The 18,192-nt window shown below is 67.0% G+C and carries 18 protein-coding genes; 13 read left to right on the plus strand and 5 right to left on the minus strand.

Translation table 11 applies throughout. The features are described from left to right. Nucleotides 1-2 precede the first annotated feature (2 nt). Nucleotides 3-1,235 carry a multidrug effflux MFS transporter gene (locus LC039_RS17600; RefSeq protein ID WP_226626914.1) on the minus strand — a complete coding sequence of 411 codons (1,233 nt, stop codon included), beginning with the start codon at nucleotides 1,233-1,235 and terminating at the stop codon, nucleotides 3-5. A gap of 176 nt (nucleotides 1,236-1,411) precedes the next feature. On the opposite strand from LC039_RS17600, the gene LC039_RS17605 reads away from it, so the two are divergent. The 7 genes from LC039_RS17605 (at nucleotide 1,412) to LC039_RS17635 (ending at nucleotide 7,402) form a co-directional block, all read left to right on the plus strand. Beyond that, entirely contained in the window at nucleotides 1,412-2,944 is a 1,533-nt protein-coding gene (locus LC039_RS17605; RefSeq protein WP_226626915.1) for an acyl-CoA carboxylase subunit beta, read from the plus strand. Between the two features lie 12 nt (nucleotides 2,945-2,956). Then, nucleotides 2,957-3,295, plus strand: coding sequence for a hypothetical protein (locus LC039_RS17610; protein WP_226626917.1), 339 nt, complete (start codon nucleotides 2,957-2,959; stop codon nucleotides 3,293-3,295). Nucleotides 3,296-3,374: 79 nt separating this feature from the next. Continuing rightward, nucleotides 3,375-3,731, plus strand: a complete 357-nt coding sequence (locus LC039_RS17615) for a DUF6497 family protein (RefSeq protein ID WP_226626918.1) — start codon at nucleotides 3,375-3,377, stop codon at nucleotides 3,729-3,731. A 214-nt stretch (nucleotides 3,732-3,945) separates the two neighbouring features. Further along, entirely contained in the window at nucleotides 3,946-4,089 is a 144-nt protein-coding gene (locus LC039_RS17620; RefSeq protein WP_176806568.1) for a hypothetical protein, read from the plus strand. A 102-nt stretch (nucleotides 4,090-4,191) separates the two neighbouring features. After that, the gene (locus tag LC039_RS17625) at nucleotides 4,192-4,554 is read left to right on the plus strand and encodes a hypothetical protein (RefSeq protein WP_226626921.1); all 363 of its coding nucleotides are present in this window, start codon (nucleotides 4,192-4,194) and stop codon (nucleotides 4,552-4,554) included. Nucleotides 4,555-5,014: 460 nt separating this feature from the next. Then, nucleotides 5,015-5,221, plus strand: coding sequence for a complement resistance protein TraT (locus LC039_RS17630; protein WP_226626924.1), 207 nt, complete (start codon nucleotides 5,015-5,017; stop codon nucleotides 5,219-5,221). Between the two features lie 180 nt (nucleotides 5,222-5,401). Then, nucleotides 5,402-7,402 carry an acetyl/propionyl/methylcrotonyl-CoA carboxylase subunit alpha gene (locus LC039_RS17635; protein WP_226626926.1) on the plus strand — a complete coding sequence of 667 codons (2,001 nt, stop codon included), beginning with the start codon at nucleotides 5,402-5,404 and terminating at the stop codon, nucleotides 7,400-7,402. A gap of 87 nt (nucleotides 7,403-7,489) precedes the next feature. On the opposite strand, the gene LC039_RS17640 is transcribed toward LC039_RS17635, so the two are convergent. Further along, entirely contained in the window at nucleotides 7,490-7,954 is a 465-nt protein-coding gene (locus LC039_RS17640; RefSeq protein ID WP_226626929.1) for a DUF4174 domain-containing protein, read from the minus strand. Between the two features lie 332 nt (nucleotides 7,955-8,286). On the opposite strand from LC039_RS17640, the gene scpA reads away from it, so the two are divergent. Beyond that, nucleotides 8,287-10,422, plus strand: a complete 2,136-nt coding sequence (scpA, locus tag LC039_RS17645) for a methylmalonyl-CoA mutase (protein ID WP_226626932.1) — start codon at nucleotides 8,287-8,289, stop codon at nucleotides 10,420-10,422. Between the two features lie 66 nt (nucleotides 10,423-10,488). Here scpA and LC039_RS26880 read toward each other — a convergent pair whose 3' ends face one another. Continuing rightward, the gene (locus LC039_RS26880; RefSeq protein ID WP_264179594.1) at nucleotides 10,489-10,617 is read right to left on the minus strand and encodes a hypothetical protein; all 129 of its coding nucleotides are present in this window, start codon (nucleotides 10,615-10,617) and stop codon (nucleotides 10,489-10,491) included. 146 nt (nucleotides 10,618-10,763) lie between these two features. Here LC039_RS26880 and LC039_RS17650 point away from each other — a divergent pair, with 146 nt between their 5' ends. The 5 genes from LC039_RS17650 (at nucleotide 10,764) to LC039_RS17670 (ending at nucleotide 14,160) form a co-directional block, all read left to right on the plus strand. After that, nucleotides 10,764-11,378 (plus strand): VOC family protein, encoded by a 615-nt coding sequence (locus tag LC039_RS17650; protein ID WP_226626934.1) that lies wholly within the window; start codon nucleotides 10,764-10,766, stop codon nucleotides 11,376-11,378. Continuing rightward, the gene (locus tag LC039_RS17655; protein ID WP_226626937.1) at nucleotides 11,375-11,854 is read left to right on the plus strand and encodes a GNAT family N-acetyltransferase; all 480 of its coding nucleotides are present in this window, start codon (nucleotides 11,375-11,377) and stop codon (nucleotides 11,852-11,854) included. Before LC039_RS17650 ends, LC039_RS17655 begins: the two co-directional genes overlap by 4 nt. Nucleotides 11,855-11,953: 99 nt before the next feature. Beyond that, nucleotides 11,954-12,637, plus strand: coding sequence for a molecular chaperone DjiA (locus tag LC039_RS17660; protein ID WP_226626939.1), 684 nt, complete (start codon nucleotides 11,954-11,956; stop codon nucleotides 12,635-12,637). A 4-nt stretch (nucleotides 12,638-12,641) separates the two neighbouring features. Next, complete coding sequence (locus LC039_RS17665; protein WP_226626942.1) at nucleotides 12,642-13,643, plus strand: endonuclease/exonuclease/phosphatase family protein; 1,002 nt, start codon at nucleotides 12,642-12,644, stop codon at nucleotides 13,641-13,643. A 55-nt stretch (nucleotides 13,644-13,698) separates the two neighbouring features. Next, entirely contained in the window at nucleotides 13,699-14,160 is a 462-nt protein-coding gene (locus LC039_RS17670) for a hypothetical protein (protein WP_226626944.1), read from the plus strand. Nucleotides 14,161-14,182: 22 nt separating this feature from the next. On the opposite strand, the gene LC039_RS17675 is transcribed toward LC039_RS17670, so the two are convergent. Together LC039_RS17675 and LC039_RS17680 are read right to left on the minus strand one after the other, a co-directional pair. After that, complete coding sequence (locus tag LC039_RS17675; protein WP_226626947.1) at nucleotides 14,183-15,757, minus strand: Ppx/GppA family phosphatase; 1,575 nt, start codon at nucleotides 15,755-15,757, stop codon at nucleotides 14,183-14,185. A gap of 203 nt (nucleotides 15,758-15,960) precedes the next feature. Further along, nucleotides 15,961-18,135: an RNA degradosome polyphosphate kinase gene (locus LC039_RS17680; protein WP_226626999.1), complete on the minus strand. Its 2,175-nt coding sequence runs from the start codon at nucleotides 18,133-18,135 to the stop codon at nucleotides 15,961-15,963. Nucleotides 18,136-18,192 lie beyond the last annotated feature (57 nt).

Raw genomic sequence — 18,192 nt, forward strand, 5'->3', positions numbered from 1 at the left:
ACTCAGTTGGCCGCGTCCAGCCCCGCGAGGCGGCGCTCGCGCCGGATCACCAGCAGGATCGAGATCACCGAGCCCACAGAGGTGCTCAGCATGAGCCAGAGCAGCGGCCAGGCGCCGGTGCCGGGCTGCAGCAGCGCGCCCGCCAGCGCCGAGAGCGCCGCGCCGCCGCCGATCATGATCGCCCCGCCGAGGCCCGATGCGGTGCCGGCCAGATGCGGGCGCACCGACAGGGTGCCCGCCGTGGCGTTGGGGATGGTCATGCCGTTGCCGAGGCCGACGAGGCTCATGAAGCCGAAGAAGATCAGCGCCGAGCCGCCGTCGGTCAGCGCGAAGGTGAGCAGCGCCGCGGCGAGACCGGCTGCCAGGATCAGCGAGCCCCAGAGGATCATGCGGTTGAGCCCGACCCTGGCCGAATATTTTCCCGAGATCCAATTGCCGAGGAAATAGCCGACGGCAGGGGCGCCGAAGTGCACACCCAGCGACGCCGGGCTCAGGCCGAAGACCTCGGAGCCAACGAAGGGTGCCCCGCCGAGGTAGGAAAAGAAGGCGCCCGAGGAGAGCGCGCAGGCCAGGGCGTAGCCCCAGAAGCGCGGGCTCTTGAGCAGTTCGGGATACTCGCGGAACTGTGCGGCCAGCGACAGGCCGCTGGCGGTCGAGGTCTCGCCGAGGTCGCGCCAGCTCAGCCAGAACACCGCGCCGCCGAGGAGGAACAGCATCCAGAAGATCGACTTCCAGCCCATGAGCTCGCCGAGCGCGCCGCCGATCACCGGGCCGACCATCGGCACCACGGCCACGCCCATGGTGACATAGGCGATCATCGAGGCGGCCTCTTCCTGGCCGACCATGTCGCGCACCACCGCGCGGCTCAGCACCATGGCGGTGACGATCACCGCCTGGCACATGCGGAACAGCAGGAAGAGCGTGACGTCCGTCGCGAAGATGCAGCCCAGCGTTGCCAGCATGAACAGCGCGACGCCCCACAGAATCACCGGCCGGCGTCCGAGCTTGTCCGAGACCGGCCCGATCACCACCTGCAGCGCCGCGTTGACCCCGAGATAAATCGCCACCGAAAGCTGCATCAGCCGGTATTCGGTCTCAAAATACGCCGTCATCTGCGGCAATGACGGCAGAAAGACGTTCATTGCCAGAGCCGAGAGTCCCGCCAGCAGGACAAGGGTGGCAAGATGAGGAGGGGTCGAGGGGTCGAGAAAGCGCCCGCGCGAAGATGTGCTCATGAGTTTCCCGTAGGCCGGGTTTCACGCAAAGTCTACGTGTATCACTTTTGTGAGACGATATTTGCGAGTTTGCTATTTGCTGGCTGGGGTATTTTCAGAATTTGCAAATTTGCCGAATTTGACTTGAGCGGTCGGTCCCCCACTGTATGGTCCCGGGCAAACGGAGAGGACTGGCCATGAAAGACATTCTTCACGAACTGGAGGCACGCCGCGCCGATGCGCGCCTCGGGGGCGGGCAGCGACGGATCGATGCGCAGCATGCCAAGGGCAAGCTCACCGCGCGCGAGCGCATCGAGCTGCTGCTCGACGAGGGCAGTTTCGAAGAATACGACATGTTCGTCTCGCACCGCTGCACCGACTTCGGCATGGAGAACAACCGTCCCAGCGGCGACGGGGTGATCACCGGCTGGGGCACGATCAACGGCCGCATGGTCTATGTCTTCAGCCAGGATTTCACCGTCCTCGGCGGTTCGGTCTCGGCCACCCACGCCATGAAGATCTGCAAGATCATGGACATGGCGATGCAGAACGGCGCGCCGGTGATCGGTCTCAACGACTCCGGCGGCGCGCGCATTCAGGAGGGGGTCGACAGCCTCGCGGGCTATGCTGAGATCTTCCAGCGCAACATCATGGCCTCGGGGGTGATCCCGCAGATCTCCGTCATCATGGGGCCCTGCGCCGGCGGCGCGGTCTACTCGCCCGCGATGACCGACTTCATCTTCATGGTGAAGGACACCTCCTACATGTTCGTCACCGGCCCCGACGTGGTGAAGACGGTGACCAACGAGGTGGTGACCGCCGAGGAGCTGGGCGGCGCGACCACCCACACCCGCAAGTCCTCGGTCGCCGACGGTGCCTTCGAGAACGACGTCGAAGCGCTGGCCGAAGTGCGCCGCCTTGTCGATTTCCTGCCGCTCAACAACCGCGAGAAGCCGCCCGTGCGGCCGTTCTTCGACGAGGTGGAACGGGTGGAAAGCTCGCTCGACACCATCATCCCGGAGAACGCGAACCATCCCTACGACATGAAGGAGCTGATCACCAAGGTCGCGGACGAGGGCGACTTCTACGAGATCCAGGAAGAGCACGCGAAGAACATCATCACCGGCTTCATCCGCCTCGAGGGGCAGACGGTGGGCGTGGTGGCCAACCAGCCGATGGTGCTCGCGGGTTGTCTCGACATCGACAGCTCGAAGAAAGCCGCGCGCTTCGTGCGCTTCTGCGACTGCTTCGAGATCCCGATCCTGACCTTCGTCGATGTGCCGGGCTTCCTGCCGGGCACCTCGCAGGAATACGGCGGCGTCATCAAGCACGGCGCCAAGCTGCTCTTCGCCTTTGGCGAGGCGACGGTGCCCAAGGTCACGGTGATCACCCGCAAGGCCTATGGCGGCGCCTATGACGTGATGAGTTCCAAGCACCTGCGCGGCGACGTGAACTACGCCTGGCCCACCGCCGAGATCGCGGTGATGGGCGCCAAGGGCGCGACCGAGATCATCCACCGCGCCGATCTCGGCGACGCCAAGAAGATCGCCAAGCACACGGCGGATTACGAAGACCGGTTTGCAAACCCCTTCGTCGCCGCGGAGCGCGGTTTCATCGACGAGGTGATCCAGCCGCGCTCGACCCGCCGCCGCGTGAGCCGCGCCTTCGCGATGCTGAGGAACAAGAGCCTCAGCAACCCGTGGAAGAAGCACGACAACATTCCGCTCTGACCGGAGGCTCCGATGCAGGTGAAGGGATGGCACATGCAGCGCGAGGGCGAGGTGGTGACCCTGGCCCGGCGCAGCCCGGCGCGCTTCGACCTGAGGGTCGAGACGCTGCTGCCGCCGGTGGCCCGGCTCGAGCGGCTGGCGCATCAGGTGCGGCAGGACATGTGGCGGGCCCTGCGCGACCTGCGTGGTTTCGCGCCGGTGGTGCGGGTGCAGCCCTGCGCCGGCGGGGTGACCGTCGAGGCGGGCGGCGAAGTGGCCGGAGCCTTGCCGCGCAAGGTGGTCGAGGCGCGCATCGCCGAAGTTCTGGAAGACCGAGGCAACCGGGCGCGCTGGGTGACCTGGGCGGCCTGAGCGGCCGCGAAGGATGAGGAATGGGGAGATCCTTGTGACGAGGGTGAGGAGAAACGGGATTCTGGCTCTGGCGCTTGCCATGACGCCGGGCCTGGCCACGGCGCAGGAGGAGAGCGCCGTGGCAGTGCCCTCGGGCATGCCCGTCACCTTCTACGAGGCTCTGGCGGAATCGGCGACGGTGCAGCGTTTCCGCTTTCTCGCGCCGCAGATCGGAGGCGCCGCCCCCCGCAGCTTCGACGAGGTCGCCGCCGACATGCAGCACCTGTGTGACAGCTTCGCGCTGCCGCGAGTCGGGCAGTCGGGGGTGATTCCGGAGCTCATCGTGATCTCGTTCATGGCCGAGCCGGTCGATGCCGGCGTCATGTCGCCGGAAATCCGCCAATACTTCGAGGCCTATAGCCCCCGAAACGGGGCCTGTGTCTGGGAGGCGTTCTGATGTTGTTCTCTGAATGCGCGGAAATCCGCTCAGATTCTCCCTGTTTTCAGCCGTCGGATCGGGAAAATTTGCCGGCGAAGCGAGTTACGTATTTCTTTTTCGTAACTTGCGCTATGTTGGGAGGAGATTGCGAACATGCAGTCGAAACACCCGAACGAGGGCGGGGCGGGCCGAGAGGTTCCGTTAGTCCTGAAGAATCTGACAGGAGAATAAGATGTCCAAGAGCATCCAACTGCTTGCAATGCTTGGCTTCGTCGCAACCCTTTCCGCTTGCGGCGGCCAGCAGGAAGAAGAATACGTGGTCGTGGATCCGGAGCCCGTTACCGCGGAGCCCGTCTACACCGGCAAGTACAAGTAACTTGTCGCCGGGACGGGCCTTCGGGTCCGTCCCGCACTCCCGGCCCCGCAGGGCCGTTCTTCACCGCCCGCTTCCACGGGCCCTTATAGAGGGGGGCCCGGTATGCTGAAGCACCGCGGCTTTCCGAGCCGACTTCCCGGCACGGACTTTCAATTCACCATCCGCCGAGCGAACCCCAAGGGGATCACCGCCATCATCCGGCGGGAGCGTTACCGCGACCGCAAGGCGGCGGACAAACGCGCCGATCTGGCCTTCATGGCCTCGCTCTGGGCGCATTTCGGCACCGAACCTTTCGAACGCGGTAATCTCGACGCTGGACGGCTGTCCTGGCTCTTCGGCCGCGAGGTTCTGCCCTACGACGATCCCTTCGACCCCGAGAGCTATGATGCGATGCTCGTGATCGACGAGAACGCGGCGCGGGCCTCCTTCCCCGAAGCTTTCGACGAGAACGACGAATGGGCGTAAACTCGCCTTCCCTTTCGCGCCATGCGCGGAAAGAGGCCGGTCGGGCCTATCCTTTTGGATATGGCTTTGACCGTGCCGGCGAGTCGTGCACTCTTAAGTTGTTGCGGGCAATGACGCATCCATCGGCTGCGGCCATTGCTCACCGTTACCCTTCCCCTCGCGGGCGTTGCGGCACATCCCCTGACCGCGCGCCCGCTTCTTTTCTTTCGGGCAACGACCGTTCAAATCACACCCGCCCCAGCCAGCGACAGGCCGCGCCCTGCCGCGTCCGGCGTGCAGCGCGCCACCGCATGTCGTTGCGTCAGGCAGGGCGCGGATTGGCGGCGTTGCGCCCGCAGGCCCCCCGGTCTCGGCGGAGTGGCGCCGACCTTTTCGAAAAATCGAAAGGTCTATGGAACCTTCACCATTTTCGTGGCGTTGAGTGGCAAGTTCGACTTACACAAAACGGGGAGTTTCCCACATGCAAAACGTTGTCCGTATTCTCGCTGTGCTTGGTGTCTTTGGCGTCGCCGCCTGTGAGAACTCCGACCTCAGCCGCGCCGGCATTGGCGCAGGCAGCGGCTACCTCATCGACCGCGCCGTCGGTGGTGACGGCATGGTCGGCGCAGCCGTCGGTGCAACTGCTGGTGTCGTCTGCGACGACGTTACGCCGCAATACTGCAACTGATCTGACGCAAGATTGCGGCGGCCTGGGCCGCACGCAAACTTACACGTCCAAGAGGGCCATCGGAGCGTTTCGCTCCGGTGGCCTTTTTGCTGTGCGCGGCCGCCCCGGCGTGTCGCGCACGGCCCTGCCTCACGCCCAAGCGCCGACCGCCGGCCAAGAAACGCAACGAAAGGGACAGACATGTTCGACAAGATCCTGATCGCCAACCGCGGCGAGATCGCCTGCCGGGTCATCAAGACCGCCCGCAAGATGGGCATCAAGACCGTGGCGGTCTACTCGGAAGCCGACAAGCACGCGCTGCATGTCGAGATGGCCGACGAGGGCGTGCACATCGGCCCGCCGCCGGCCAACCAGTCCTATATCGTGATCGACAAGATCATGCAGGCGATCAAGGACACCGGCGCGCAGGCGGTGCACCCGGGCTACGGCTTCCTGTCGGAAAACCCCAAGTTCGCCGATGCGCTCGAGGCCGCCGGCGTCGCCTTCATCGGCCCGCCCAAGGGTGCGATCGAGGCGATGGGCGACAAGATCACCTCGAAGAAGATCGCCCAGGAGGCGGGCGTGTCGACCGTGCCCGGCTACATGGGGCTGATCGAGGATGCCGACGAGGCGGTGAAGATCTCGGGCGAAATCGGCTACCCGGTGATGATCAAGGCTTCCGCCGGCGGCGGCGGCAAGGGCATGCGCATCGCCTGGAACGACGAGGAGGCGCGCGAAGGCTTCCAGAGCTCGAAGAACGAGGCGGCGAGCTCCTTCGGCGACGACCGCATCTTCATCGAGAAATTCGTCACCCAGCCGCGGCACATCGAGATCCAGGTGCTCTGCGACGCGCATGGCAACGGCATCTGGCTGAACGAGCGGGAATGCTCGATCCAGCGCCGCAACCAGAAGGTTGTCGAAGAGGCGCCGAGCCCCTTCCTCGACCCCGAGACCCGCAAGGCAATGGGCGATCAGGCCGTCGCCCTGGCCAAGGCCGTGGGCTACACCAGCGCCGGCACCGTGGAATTCATCGTCGACGGCGAGAAGAACTTCTACTTCCTCGAGATGAACACCCGCCTGCAGGTCGAGCACCCGGTGACCGAGCTGATCACCGGCGTCGATCTGGTCGAGCAGATGATCCGCGTCGCCAACGGCGAGCCGCTGACGATCACCCAGGACGACGTGAAGATCAACGGCTGGGCGATCGAGAACCGCCTCTACGCCGAGGATCCCTATCGCGGCTTCCTGCCGTCGATCGGCCGTCTCACCCGCTACCGCCCGCCCGCCGAGGGCGAGCTGCACGGCGGCATCGTGCGCAACGACACCGGCGTCTACGAAGGCGGAGAGATCTCGATGTACTACGACCCGATGATCGCCAAGCTCTGCACCTGGGCGTCGACCCGCGAGGCGGCGATCGAGGTCATGCGCAACGCGCTCGACAGCTTCGAGGTCGAGGGCATCGGTCACAACCTGCCGTTCCTTGCGGCGGTGATGGATCACGAGCGCTTCATCACCGGCAATATCACCACCGCCTTCATCGCCGAGGAATATCCCGACGGCTTCGAGGGGGTCACGCTGGGCACGGACGCGCTGCGCGATGTCGCCGCCGCCTGCGCCGCGATGAACCGCGTTGCCGAGATCCGGCGCACCCGCATCTCCGGCACGCTCGACAACCACGAGCGGCAGGTGGGCGATCACTGGAACGTCTCGCTGCAGGGCGAGAGCATCGACGTGGTGCTGTCGGCCGACAAGCAGGGCACGACGGTGAAGTTCGAGGACGGCGGCGAGGTTCGCGTCACCGGCGACTGGACTCCGGGACACGCGCTGGCGCGGATGGAGCTGAACGGCAAGCCGCTGATGCTGAAGGTCGGCAAGATCTCGGGGGGCTTCCGCATCCGCACCCGCGGTGCCGACCTCAAGGTCAACGTGCGCACGCCGCGGCAGGCCGAACTGGCGCGTCTCATGCCCGAGAAGCTGCCGCCCGACACCTCGAAGATGCTGCTCTGCCCGATGCCGGGTCTCATCGTGAAGGTGAACGTGGCCGAGGGCGACGAGGTGCAGGAGGGCCAGGCGCTCTGCACCGTCGAGGCGATGAAGATGGAGAACATCCTGCGCGCCGAGCGCCGGGGCAAGGTCTCCAAGATCAACGCGGGCCCCGGCGACAGCCTCGCCGTCGACGATGTGATCATGGAGTTCGAGTGATCCCATGGCGCGGGAGGGGCACATGGCGGCACGGAGGGTGGGGGCGATGCGCCCCGGCCTGCCTGCTGCCGTCTGCCTCTCCGGCCCTTACGGCTCGCGCAGCGCGTCGCGACGGTCGCGGACTTCCTGCTGGCGCAGCGGCTGCTTGTCGATCGAGCGGGTGATCTCGCGCACGTCCCACGGGCTGGCCTTGCGGATGATGACCGAGCCGTCCTTGGCCAGCTGCATCAACATGAAGCCGCGCGGCCGCATGGCGCGGCGGATCGGGCTGCGCGCCGCGGGGTCGGTGTCGGTGATCACCACCACGTCGCGGTCGACCAGCGCGTCGAGCCGTTCGGTGATCAGCTGCATCTGCTGCACGTATCGCGGGTCGCTGGGATTGTCGGCAAAGACCAGCAGCGGGCGCTTGAGCCAGAGAAACGCGTCGAGCGTGGTCTCGCCCGCCGGGCGGATCGGCTCGTCGAGGCTGGGCGTTTCGGCGCCCTGCGCCGCTCCGATCCCGGCGGTGAGCGTGAAAAAACCGATCAGGGCGAGGGCGGTACGGCGCATCATGCTTCCAGATATAGGCATGGTTGGCGTGGCTGCACAGGGCTTGATGACCGACTGTGCCAATTTTTCGCGGCGCGGCGATCTGGCGCTTTGGCGCCCGCGGGCATCGGAAGAAGGGCAGCCGGATGCGGTCGGCATACCGCGCGGAGCTCGAAGGCCGCGGCGCCACCCCACGGGCGGGCGCCGGACCGGCTTGGGCTGCAATGGCGCCGCCAAGTCCCGCGCCGGACAGATTTCAACCACCGCGCGCCCCCGGCGCGACGGATGACGCACGACAGGGGCGCGCGCACCGGGACCGCCCGGCGACTGGCCCGCAGAGGAGAGAGGACGAGACGATGACGGCGAAGAAGGACGATTGGCGCCAGCTCGCAGAGAAGGAACTGCGCGGACGGCCGCTGGACGATCTGACCTGGCACACGCTCGAGGGGATCGACGTGCAGCCGCTCTATACCGCCGAGGACACGGCGGAGCTGCCGCACATGGGCACGCTGCCGGGCTTCGGGCCCTTCACCCGCGGGGTGAAGGCGACCATGTACGCGGGCCGTCCCTGGACCATCCGGCAATACGCGGGCTTCTCCACCGCCGAGGAGTCGAACGCCTTCTACCGCAAGGCGCTGGCAGCGGGGCAGCAGGGGGTCTCGGTGGCCTTCGATCTGGCCACCCACCGCGGCTATGACAGCGACCATCCACGCGTGGTCGGTGACGTCGGCAAGGCGGGCGTCGCCATCGACAGCGTCGAGGATATGAAGATCCTCTTCGACGGCATCCCGCTCGACAAGATTTCCGTCTCGATGACCATGAACGGCGCGGTGATCCCGATCCTCGCCAGCTTCATCGTCGTGGGCGAGGAACAGGGCCACGACCGCGCCGTGCTCTCGGGGACCATCCAGAACGACATCCTCAAGGAGTTCATGGTCCGCAACACTTACATCTATCCGCCCGAGCCCTCGATGCGGATCATCTCGGACATCATCGAGTACACCTCGAACGAGATGCCGAAGTTCAACTCGATCTCGATCTCCGGCTACCACATGCAGGAGGCCGGGGCGAACCTCGTCCAGGAATTGGCCTACACTCTGGCGGACGGGCGCGAATACGTGCGCGCGGCGATCGAGGCGGGCATGGATGTCGACAAATTCGCCGGGCGGCTGTCGTTCTTCTTCGCCATCGGCATGAACTTCTTCATGGAGGCCGCCAAGCTGCGCGCCGCGCGCACGCTCTGGCACCGCATCATGACCGAGTTCGGCGCCAAGTCCGACCGCTCGAAGATGCTGCGCACCCACTGCCAGACCTCGGGCGTGAGCTTGCAGGAGCAGGACCCCTACAACAACGTCATCCGCACCGCCTACGAGGCGATGAGCGCGGTGCTCGGCGGCACACAGTCGCTGCACACCAACGCGCTCGACGAGGCGATTGCGCTGCCCACCGAGTTCTCGGCCCGGATCGCGCGCAACACCCAGCTCATCCTGCAGGAAGAGACCGGGGTGACCAATGTGGTCGATCCGCTGGCGGGCTCCTACTACGTGGAGAGCCTCACCAACGAGCTGATCGAGAAGGCCTGGGCGCTGATCGAGGAGGTCGAGGAAATGGGCGGCATGACCAAGGCCGTGGCCTCCGGCATGCCCAAGCTGCGCATCGAGGAGACCGCGGCCCGCCGTCAGGCGCAGATCGACCGCGGCGACGAGGTGATCGTCGGGGTCAACAAGTACCGCAAGGACAAGGAAGACCCGATCGACATTCTCGACATCGACAATGCCAAGGTGCGCGACAGCCAGGTCGCGCGGCTGGAAAAGGTCCGTGCCGAGCGGGATCAGGCGAAATGCGACGCGGCGCTGGCCGAGCTGGAGCGGCGCGCGAAGGAGGGCGGCAACCTCTTGGAAGCCGCGGTCGAAGCCGCCCGTGCGCGGGCCTCTGTCGGAGAGATTTCCATGGCCATGGAAAAGGAATTCGGGCGTCACCGCGCCGAGGTGAAGACCCTCGCCGGGGTCTATGGCGCGGCCTACGAGGGCGACGAGGGCTTCGCCCAGATCCAGAAGGACGTCGAGAGCTTCGCCGAGGCCGAAGGCCGTCGCCCGCGCATGCTGGTAGTGAAGATGGGGCAGGACGGCCACGATCGCGGCGCCAAGGTCATCGCCACCGCCTTTGCCGACATCGGTTTCGACGTCGACGTCGGCCCGCTGTTCCAGACCCCGGAAGAGGCGGCGCAGGACGCCATCGACAACGACGTGCACATCGTCGGCATCTCGTCGCAGGCCGCCGGTCACAAGACGCTCGCGCCGCAACTGGTGCAGGCGCTGAAGGAGCAGGGGGCCGAGGACATCATCGTGATCTGCGGCGGGGTGATCCCGCACCAGGACTACGAGTTCCTCTACAAGGCCGGGGTGAAGGCGATCTTCGGTCCGGGCACCAATATCCCCTCCGCGGCCAAGGAGATCCTTGGCCTCATCGGCGCGCCGCGCGCGGCGGAATGACGGGGCGTCGGCTCACGCGGCCCGCGTGAGCCTTGCTGCCGCCCGTGCAGGGCGGCAGATGCGTGCTCAGATGAAGGGCACGAAGGGCACGCCGCAGGCGGCGAGGCCGAGCGTTGCAGCGAGCATCAGCAGCAGAGTGCGGGTCTTCATCGGGTCTGTCCTTGCCTCGGGGCGCGGTCTTGGCTGCCGCGCCATTCCGCGGCACCCTAGTCGCGGCGCGCGCGATTGACCACCGCAAGACATCGCTGACCATGCTGCCCCGCAGCAAAGAGCGCCATTTCGCCATTGCACCCCCCGCGCCCCCGGCTATCGTGATCCGATGCAGTCACATCGGAGGGACGATGCTCGAGCTTGATCACGTGGCGGTTCTTGGCGAGACGCTGGCAGAGGCGGTGAGCCATGCCGAAAGCGCGCTCGGTCAGCCGCTGTCGCCGGGCGGGGTGCATCCCGATTTCGGCACGCACAACTTCCTGATCGGGCTGGAAGACGAGCTCTACCTCGAGGCCATCGCCGTGGACTTCTCGGCCCCTGCGCCGGGGCGGGCACGCTGGTTCGGCCTCGACACCTTCTCCGGCCCGCCGCGGCTCGACAAGTGGATTTGCCGGGTGTCCGACATCGACGCGGCGCTGGCGCGCTTTCCCATGGCCGGCGAGGCGGTCGCCGTCACCCGCGGGTCGCTGAGCTGGAAGATCTCGGTGCCCCGCGACGGGATGCTGCCCTTCGACGGGCTGTTCCCGGCGCTGATCGAATGGCAGAGCCCTGTACCGCCCGGCGTGTCCCTCGCCGGTGCGGGCACGCGGCTCGAGCAGCTCACCGTCGCCCACCCGCGCGCGGACGAGCTTCAGGCGCTGATCGGCCCGGCGCTGACCTCCCCGCAAATCGATTTCGCGGTCGAGGCCAAGCCGGCCCTGCGCGCCACCTTTGCCACGCAGTCCGGTCGCCGGGTCCTGCAATGATCATCCGTCCCGCGACCGCCGGGGATGCCGCCGCCGTGGCGGCGATCTGGAACCCGATCATCGACGACAGCGCCGCCACCTTCACCAACCTGCGCAAGACGCCTGAGGGGCTGCAGGCCGACATCGCCGCGCGCGGTCCGGCGTTCCTCGTCGCCGAGGACGCCGGGCTGGTGCTCGGCTTTGCCACCTTTTTCCAGTTCCGCAGCGGGCCGGGCTACGCGAAGACGCTCGAACACACGGTGATCCTCGGGCCGGCGGCGCGCGGGCGCGGCGTGGGGCGCGCGTTGATGGAAGCGCTGATGACCGAGGCGCGGGGGCAGGGGGCGCATTGCCTGTTCGCCGGTGTGTCCGGAGAGAACCAGGCAGGCATCGACTTTCACGCCGCCCTGGGCTTCCGTGAAATGGCGCGGCTGCCCGAGGTCGGCTTCAAGTTCGGGCGGTGGATGGATCTGGTGCTCATGCAGAAGTTTCTCTGACGGGCGCCGGTGCCACGATCCGCTGACACCGCACAGAATTTTTCGTGACTTCTCGGTTGTCGCACTGACAGTTGCCGCATTGCCGCGTAAACTGGCGCCATGTCGATCTGGTCCCGCATCTCCGAAGCGCTTGCCGCCCTTGCCAAGGGCGAGGGGCTCACCGCTGTCTTCGAGCGTCTGCGTCAGCCGCCCGAGCGCAGCGTCGCCTTCACCATCGCGGTCATCGCGCTCTCGGCCAAGATGGCCAAGGCGGACGGGCAGGTGACCCGCAACGAGGTCGCCGCCTTCCGCGAGATCTTCACCATCGCCCCCGAGGACGAGGGCGCGGCGGCGCGGGTGTTCAACCTCGCCCGGCAGGACGTCGCCGGCTTCGAGGAATACGCCCGCCGCATCCGCCGCATGTTCGACGGCAACGCGCAGCAGCTCTCCGACCTCATGGAGGGGCTGTTCTACATTGCCATGGCAGACGGCGACTACCACAAGGCCGAGAATGCCTTTCTCGAGCGGGTGGCCGAGATCTTCGAGATGCCGGACGCGGCCTTCCGCGCGCTGCGCGCGCGCTTCGTGCCCGATGCCGCCCCCGATCCCTTCACCGTGCTGGGCGTCAGCCCCGAAATGCCGCTGGACGAAATCCGCAAGCAATGGCGCAAGCTGGTGCGCGAGAGCCACCCCGACGTGATGTGCGCCCGCGGCCTGCCGGAAGAGGCGATCAAGCTGTCGGAAAAGCGGCTGATCGCGATCAACCAGGCGTGGGAAGAGATCTCGGCCCGCGAACAGGTCTGAGGCGATGCGCCTCGCCACCTACAACGTGGAGTGGTTCGACGAGCTTTTCAGCAAGCAGGGCGAATTGCTGATCGACGATCACTGGTCCGGGCGCCGCGACATCACCCGCGCCCAGCAGGCCGAGGCGCTGGGGATGGTGTTCACCGCCATGGATGCCGACGCGGTGATGATCATCGAGGCGCCGGACACCGGCACCCACCGCGACACCCGCCGCGCGCTCGGCAATTTCGCCAGCGCCTTCGAGCTGCGCACGCGCGAGGTGCTGGTCGGCTTCGTCAACGACACGCATCAGGAGATCGCGCTGCTCTACGATCCCGACCGGATGCGGGCGCGTCACCTGCCGGGGCAGAGCGATCGCGCACCGCGGTTCGACGAGGAGTTTCGCGTCGATCTTCACGTCGATGGCACCGAGGACGTGGTGACCTTTTCCAAGCCACCGCTCGAGGTCGAGCTGACCACCGCCCGGGGCAACGTGCTGCGGTTGATCGGCGCGCATCTGAAATCCAAGGCGCCGCATGGGGCCAAGGGCAGGGACGAGATCGAGCGCGCGTCGATCGCCAACCGGCGCAAGCAACTCGCCGAGGCGGTGTGGCTGCGGCGGCGGGTCGATGCGCTGCTCGAGGACGGCGAGAGCGTCATCGTCATGGGCGATCTCAACGACGGCCCGGGGCAGGACGAATACGAGGCGCTGTTCGGCCGCAGTTCGGTCGAGGTCCTGCTCGGGTCCGGCGACATGGCGCTCTACGATCCGCACGCGGCGGAAGCACTGCGCGGACGGCTGGCGCCGCAGCCCAGCACGGCACGCTTCTACATCGAGCCCCAGAAGCGCTACCTCCAGGCGCTACTCGACTACATGATGGTCTCGCGCGACCTGCGCGAGGTGGCCCGCGCGTGGCGTATCTGGCACCCCTTCGAGGATGCCCACTGCTGGCGGACGCCCGAGCTGTGCACGGCGCTGCTGACCGCCTCGGACCACTTCCCGGTCACGCTGGATCTTGCCGTCTGACAGGGGCACCCGGGTTTCGCTGTCGCGACTCAAGCAAGCCGCCTATAGTGCCGGTATGATCCGGATTTTTCCTTTTGCCCTCGCGGCATACTTCGTCGCGGCCGCGCTTGCGCCGCTTGCCACGTCTGCCGCCGCACAGGAGGCGGACACGCCCGGCGAAATGCCCGGCGAGATGGATGAGTCACCGGACGGCGGCGCCAGCCTGATGGAGCGCGGCGCCGACATGTTCCTGCGCGGCCTGCGCGACGAGCTCGACCCGGCGCTGCAGGATCTGCGGGGGCTGGCCGACCGGATGGGCCCGGCGCTGCAGAGCTTCGTCGACGAGATGGGCCCGGCCATGGCGCAGCTCTCCGAGCAGATCGAGGACTGGACGCTCTACGAGGCGCCCGAGATGCTGCCGAATGGCGATATCCTGATCCGCCGCCGCGAGAAGCTCGACCCGGAGATGCCCGAGATGCTGCCGGAAAACGATCCCGACATGCCGGAAACCGGGCCGGGCGGCGAAATCGAGCTCTGACCTCGGGCAGCCCGGCGCGGCCTCAGAGCAGCTCCCGCGGCTCGGAGCCGTCGATGTCGACCACCAGCGCCTTGGCCGAGAGCGCCTTGGCCAGCGACAGGAGCCGTGCCTCGGCTACCTCGCCGTAGAGCGGCGCGGCCTCCTCGGTGAGGTGCAGCCGCAGGCGGCGCTCCTCGGGCTCCCAGTCGAACTGCGCGCCGTCTTCCTTGGTGATGTCCGACATCCACAGCATCGAGCCGAAGCGCATGGCCTTGCCGAGGATCTCGGCCTCCTGCGTGCGCTCCTTGTCGAGCAGCGTGTAGAAATCCTCGAAGCGCGTGCCTTCGCGCTTGTTGCGGTAGCGGTGCAGCAGGGCCAGACCCAGATAGACCCGCTCGGGGTGGTCGAGCCCGCCGAGGTTGGCGCGGGTGGCGTTGTCGAAACAGGTCTCTGCCCGGTAGTCGGGATGCGCGCGCCAGCTCACGTCATGCAGCAGGCAGGCCGCCTTGACGATGCGCAGCGTGGCGTCCGAGGCGCCGGGAAAGAGCGGCAGCACGAAGCGGAACAGCTTCTTGCCGAAGCCGGGCAGGCGCGCGTCCTTCGCCTCGGCGAAGCGGCAGGCCTCGATCAGCGGGTCGCGGTCGCGCAGCATCTGCGGCATCTGCTCGTAGAGCAGCCCCTCGCGGATGCCGTAGCTGGAGATGGCGATGCCGGTCGGCTTGAACACCTTCAGCAGCTCGGCCAGCACCTCGGCCGCATAGGGCACCAGGCTCATCCGCGCCGAGGAGATGCCGCAGGCGCCACGCAGCGCGTCGAGATCGGCATCGTGGATAAACTTCAGCGTCTCTTGCGCCGACTCCACGGTCATCCGGTACTCGTGCAGCACGTGCAGCGGGTAGCCGAGCCGTTCCATGTCAATGCGCGCAATGGCGCGCCAGGAGCCACCGACGAGGAACAGCGGCGCGGGCTCGGTGCCCATGCGCTCGGCCAGCCCCTCGATCGCCTTGGCGATGTATTTCTCGCGCGCCTTGCGGCCGCCGTCGATGTCCTTGAACTTCAGCGGCCCCAGCGCCGAGGTGGCGCGTTTGCCGATCTGCCCGCCGCGGATCTCGGCCAGTTCCATCGACGAGCCGCCGATGTCGCTGACGAGGCCATTGGCGCCGGGCCAGCCGAGCAGCACGCCCTGCGCCGAGAGCCGGGCCTCCTCGTCGCCGTCGATCACCCAGATCTTCAGGCCGGTCGCCTGCTCGATCTCGGCGCGGAAGGCCGGGCCGTCCTCGGCCTCGCGCATGGCGGCGGTGGCGACGGCGGTGAGCGGCGGCAGTTCCATGCCCTGGGCCAGCGTCTGGAAGCGCTGCAGCGCCGCCAGAGCGCGCGCCTTGCCCTCGGGGTTGAGCCGCCCGGTTTCTGACATGCCGGCGCCGAGCCCGCACATGATCTTCTCGTTGTAGAAATAGGCGGGGCTGCGTGCCGCGCCGTCAAACACCACGAGGCGCACGGAGTTGGAGCCGATGTCCACGACGCCGACCTTGGACAGGCGCCGCGCGCGGGGATCCTCGAAGAGCGGGCGTCCGAAAAGTCCGGTGTCGCCCTGGCTGGAGTCGCCGTTACCGTCCATCTGCTCCTCCGGCATTTGTCTCGCCCCTCCCTCTAGCATGGAGAGCGCATGGCGCAAAAGAGGTTAGGGCACGTCACGGGCGGGGCAAGCGGCCAATCGGGGGCTCTGCCCCCGCGGCACCTGCGTGCCGCGCCCCCGGGATATTTTCGCCTAGAAGAAAGGGGGGCGAGGCCCCCTCCCGCATCCGTGTGCGCGCCGCGCCTTCAGTCGCCGGCGTGGGTGAGTTTCGGCACGTCCTTGGCCCCCGCCGAGCCGCGGCCCGAGAGCGAGGGGTTCTCCATGAAGAACCGGTGGCAGTTGAACGAGAACTCGCCTTCCGGCACCGCGTGGCGGGTGAACTTGCCCGAGGGCTCCATCACCCAGCTCTGCGCCGTGTCGGCGAGGTTGGCCGCCATGATCTGGCTGACGATCTGCGCCTTCACCGTGGGGTTCATGATCTCGACCCCGGTCTCGATGCGCCGGTTGAGGTTGCGCCCCATCCAGTCCGCCGAGGAGATCAGCACCCGCGCCTTGCTGTGCGGCAGCCCGTGGCCGTTGCCGAAGCAGGCGATGCGCGAGTGCTCGAGGAAGCGGCCGACGACGCTCTTGACCCGGATGTTCTCGGACAGGCCCTTGATGCCGGGGCGCAGGCCGCAGATGCCGCGGATCACGCAGTCGATCTTCACGCCGGCCTGGCTGGCGGCATAGAGCGCGTCGATCATGTCGGGCTCGATCAGCGAGTTCATCTTCAGCCAGATCTGTGCCGGGCGGCCCTGGCGGGCGTGCTCGGCCTCGGCCTCGATCAGCTCGAGCATGCGCGGTTTCAGCGTGTGCGGCGAGATCACCAGGTTCTCAAGTCCCTCGGGCATCGCGTAGCCCGACAGGTAGTTGAAGATCTTGGAGGCATCGCGGCCAAGCGCCGCATCGCAGGTGAAGAAGCTGAGGTCGGTGTAGATCTTGGCGGTGATCGGGTGGTAGTTGCCGGTCCCCCAGTGGGTATAGGTCACCAGCTTGTCGCCCTCGCGGCGCACCACGCTCGAGATCTTGGCATGGGTCTTCCAGTCGAGGAAGCCGTAGACCACGTGGGCACCCGAGCGCTCGAGCCGCCGCGACTGGCGGATGTTGGCGGCCTCGTCGAAGCGCGCCTTCAGCTCCACGAGCGCGGTCACCGACTTGCCGTCCTCGGCGGCCTCGCAGAGCGCCTCGACGATCGGCGAGTTGCGCGAGGTGCGGTAGAGCGTCTGCTTGATCGCCACCACGTCGGGATCGAGCGCCGCCTGGGTCAGGAAGCGCACCACCATGTCGAAGGTCTCGTAGGGGTGGTGCAGCAGCATGTCCTTCTGCTTGATCGCCTCGAACATGTTGCCTTCGTGGTCCTGCACCCGCTCGGGCACGCGCGGGGTGAAGGTGGGCCAGAGCAGGTCGGGGCGGTCGTCGAGCACCAGTTCCTTGAGATCGGCCATGCCGATCATCCCGTCGAGTTCGATCACCTCGTCCTCGCCGACCAGCAGCTCGCGCATGACGATGCTGCGCAGCTGCTTCGGGGCGCCGGTGGTGACGGTCAGACGCACGACCTCGCCGCGGCGGCGGCGCTTCAGCGCCACCTCGAACTCGCGCACCAGGTCCTCGGCCTCTTCCTCGACCTCGATGTCGCTGTCGCGCAGCACGCGGAAGCCGAAGTGATCCTTCACCCGGTAGCCGGGGAACAGGCTCTCGATGTGCAGCAGCAGCACGTCCTCGAGGAAGATGAAGCGTTTCGCGTCTTCGCCGGCGGGCAGGGCGATGAAGCGGTCGACCTGATGCGGGATCGGCAGCAGAGCCTGGCGGGTGCGGCGGTCGCGCTTGCGTTCCAGCTCGAGCGCGAGGCAGTAGCCCATGTTGGCGATGAAGGGGAAGGGGTGCGCCGGGTCGATCGCCAGCGGCGAGAGCACCGGGAAGACCTGCTCGAGGAACTGCGTCTGCAGGTGCTCGAGATCCTCGGGCTGCAGATCGTCGCGCTCGACGAGGCTGATGCCCGCCGCTTCCAGTTCCAGTTGCAGCGCCCCCAGCACGCGCTGCTGATGCGCCATCAGCTGCCGCGCGTCCTCGTCGATCAGAACAAGCTGTTCCGCCGGGGTCAGCCCGTCCGCCGCCGGGGTGGTGTTGCCGGCATGGGCCAGCTCGCGCAGGCCGGCGACGCGCACCGTGTAGAACTCGTCGAGGTTGGTCGCCGAGATCGACAGGAAGCGCAGCCGCTCGAGCAGCGGCACCTTGGTGTTCTCCGCCTCTTCCAGCACCCGCCAGTTGAAGCCGAGCCAGCTGAGCTCGCGGTTGAAATAGCGGCCGGGGCCCGACAGGTCGGTGTCGGGCAGGTCCTGGGGCTCCGGGATCGGGGCTTTGAGAAAATCGGCGATGGTCATGTGGGGCATATGCGTCACGAATTGCAACAGCTTGATGAAAGGGCAAGGATGACCGAC

The sequence above is a fragment of the Alloyangia pacifica genome, assembly GCF_020524285.1.
Lineage (GTDB): Bacteria > Pseudomonadota > Alphaproteobacteria > Rhodobacterales > Rhodobacteraceae > Salipiger > Salipiger pacificus_B.

Bases quoted from the DNA above. Each gene is read 5' to 3' on its own strand.
- LC039_RS17635 (WP_226626926.1), top strand. From the start codon at position 5,402: ATGTTCGACAAGATCCTGATCGCCAACCGCGGCGAGATCGCCTGCCGG.
- LC039_RS17620 (WP_176806568.1), top strand. From the start codon at position 3,946: ATGTCCAAGAGCATCCAACTGCTTGCAATGCTTGGCTTCGTCGCAACC.
- LC039_RS17605 (WP_226626915.1), top strand. From the start codon at position 1,412: ATGAAAGACATTCTTCACGAACTGGAGGCACGCCGCGCCGATGCGCGC.
- LC039_RS17600 (WP_226626914.1), bottom strand. From the start codon at position 1,235: ATGAGCACATCTTCGCGCGGGCGCTTTCTCGACCCCTCGACCCCTCCT.
- LC039_RS17640 (WP_226626929.1), bottom strand. From the start codon at position 7,954: ATGATGCGCCGTACCGCCCTCGCCCTGATCGGTTTTTTCACGCTCACC.
- LC039_RS17610 (WP_226626917.1), top strand. From the start codon at position 2,957: ATGCAGGTGAAGGGATGGCACATGCAGCGCGAGGGCGAGGTGGTGACC.
- LC039_RS17650 (WP_226626934.1), top strand. From the start codon at position 10,764: ATGCTCGAGCTTGATCACGTGGCGGTTCTTGGCGAGACGCTGGCAGAG.
- LC039_RS26880 (WP_264179594.1), bottom strand. From the start codon at position 10,617: ATGGCGCGGCAGCCAAGACCGCGCCCCGAGGCAAGGACAGACCCGATG.
- LC039_RS17665 (WP_226626942.1), top strand. From the start codon at position 12,642: ATGCGCCTCGCCACCTACAACGTGGAGTGGTTCGACGAGCTTTTCAGC.
- LC039_RS17660 (WP_226626939.1), top strand. From the start codon at position 11,954: ATGTCGATCTGGTCCCGCATCTCCGAAGCGCTTGCCGCCCTTGCCAAG.
- LC039_RS17670 (WP_226626944.1), top strand. From the start codon at position 13,699: ATGATCCGGATTTTTCCTTTTGCCCTCGCGGCATACTTCGTCGCGGCC.
- LC039_RS17675 (WP_226626947.1), bottom strand. From the start codon at position 15,757: ATGGACGGTAACGGCGACTCCAGCCAGGGCGACACCGGACTTTTCGGA.
- LC039_RS17680 (WP_226626999.1), bottom strand. From the start codon at position 18,135: ATGACCATCGCCGATTTTCTCAAAGCCCCGATCCCGGAGCCCCAGGAC.
- LC039_RS17615 (WP_226626918.1), top strand. From the start codon at position 3,375: ATGACGCCGGGCCTGGCCACGGCGCAGGAGGAGAGCGCCGTGGCAGTG.
- LC039_RS17625 (WP_226626921.1), top strand. From the start codon at position 4,192: ATGCTGAAGCACCGCGGCTTTCCGAGCCGACTTCCCGGCACGGACTTT.
- scpA (WP_226626932.1), top strand. From the start codon at position 8,287: ATGACGGCGAAGAAGGACGATTGGCGCCAGCTCGCAGAGAAGGAACTG.
- LC039_RS17655 (WP_226626937.1), top strand. From the start codon at position 11,375: ATGATCATCCGTCCCGCGACCGCCGGGGATGCCGCCGCCGTGGCGGCG.
- LC039_RS17630 (WP_226626924.1), top strand. From the start codon at position 5,015: ATGCAAAACGTTGTCCGTATTCTCGCTGTGCTTGGTGTCTTTGGCGTC.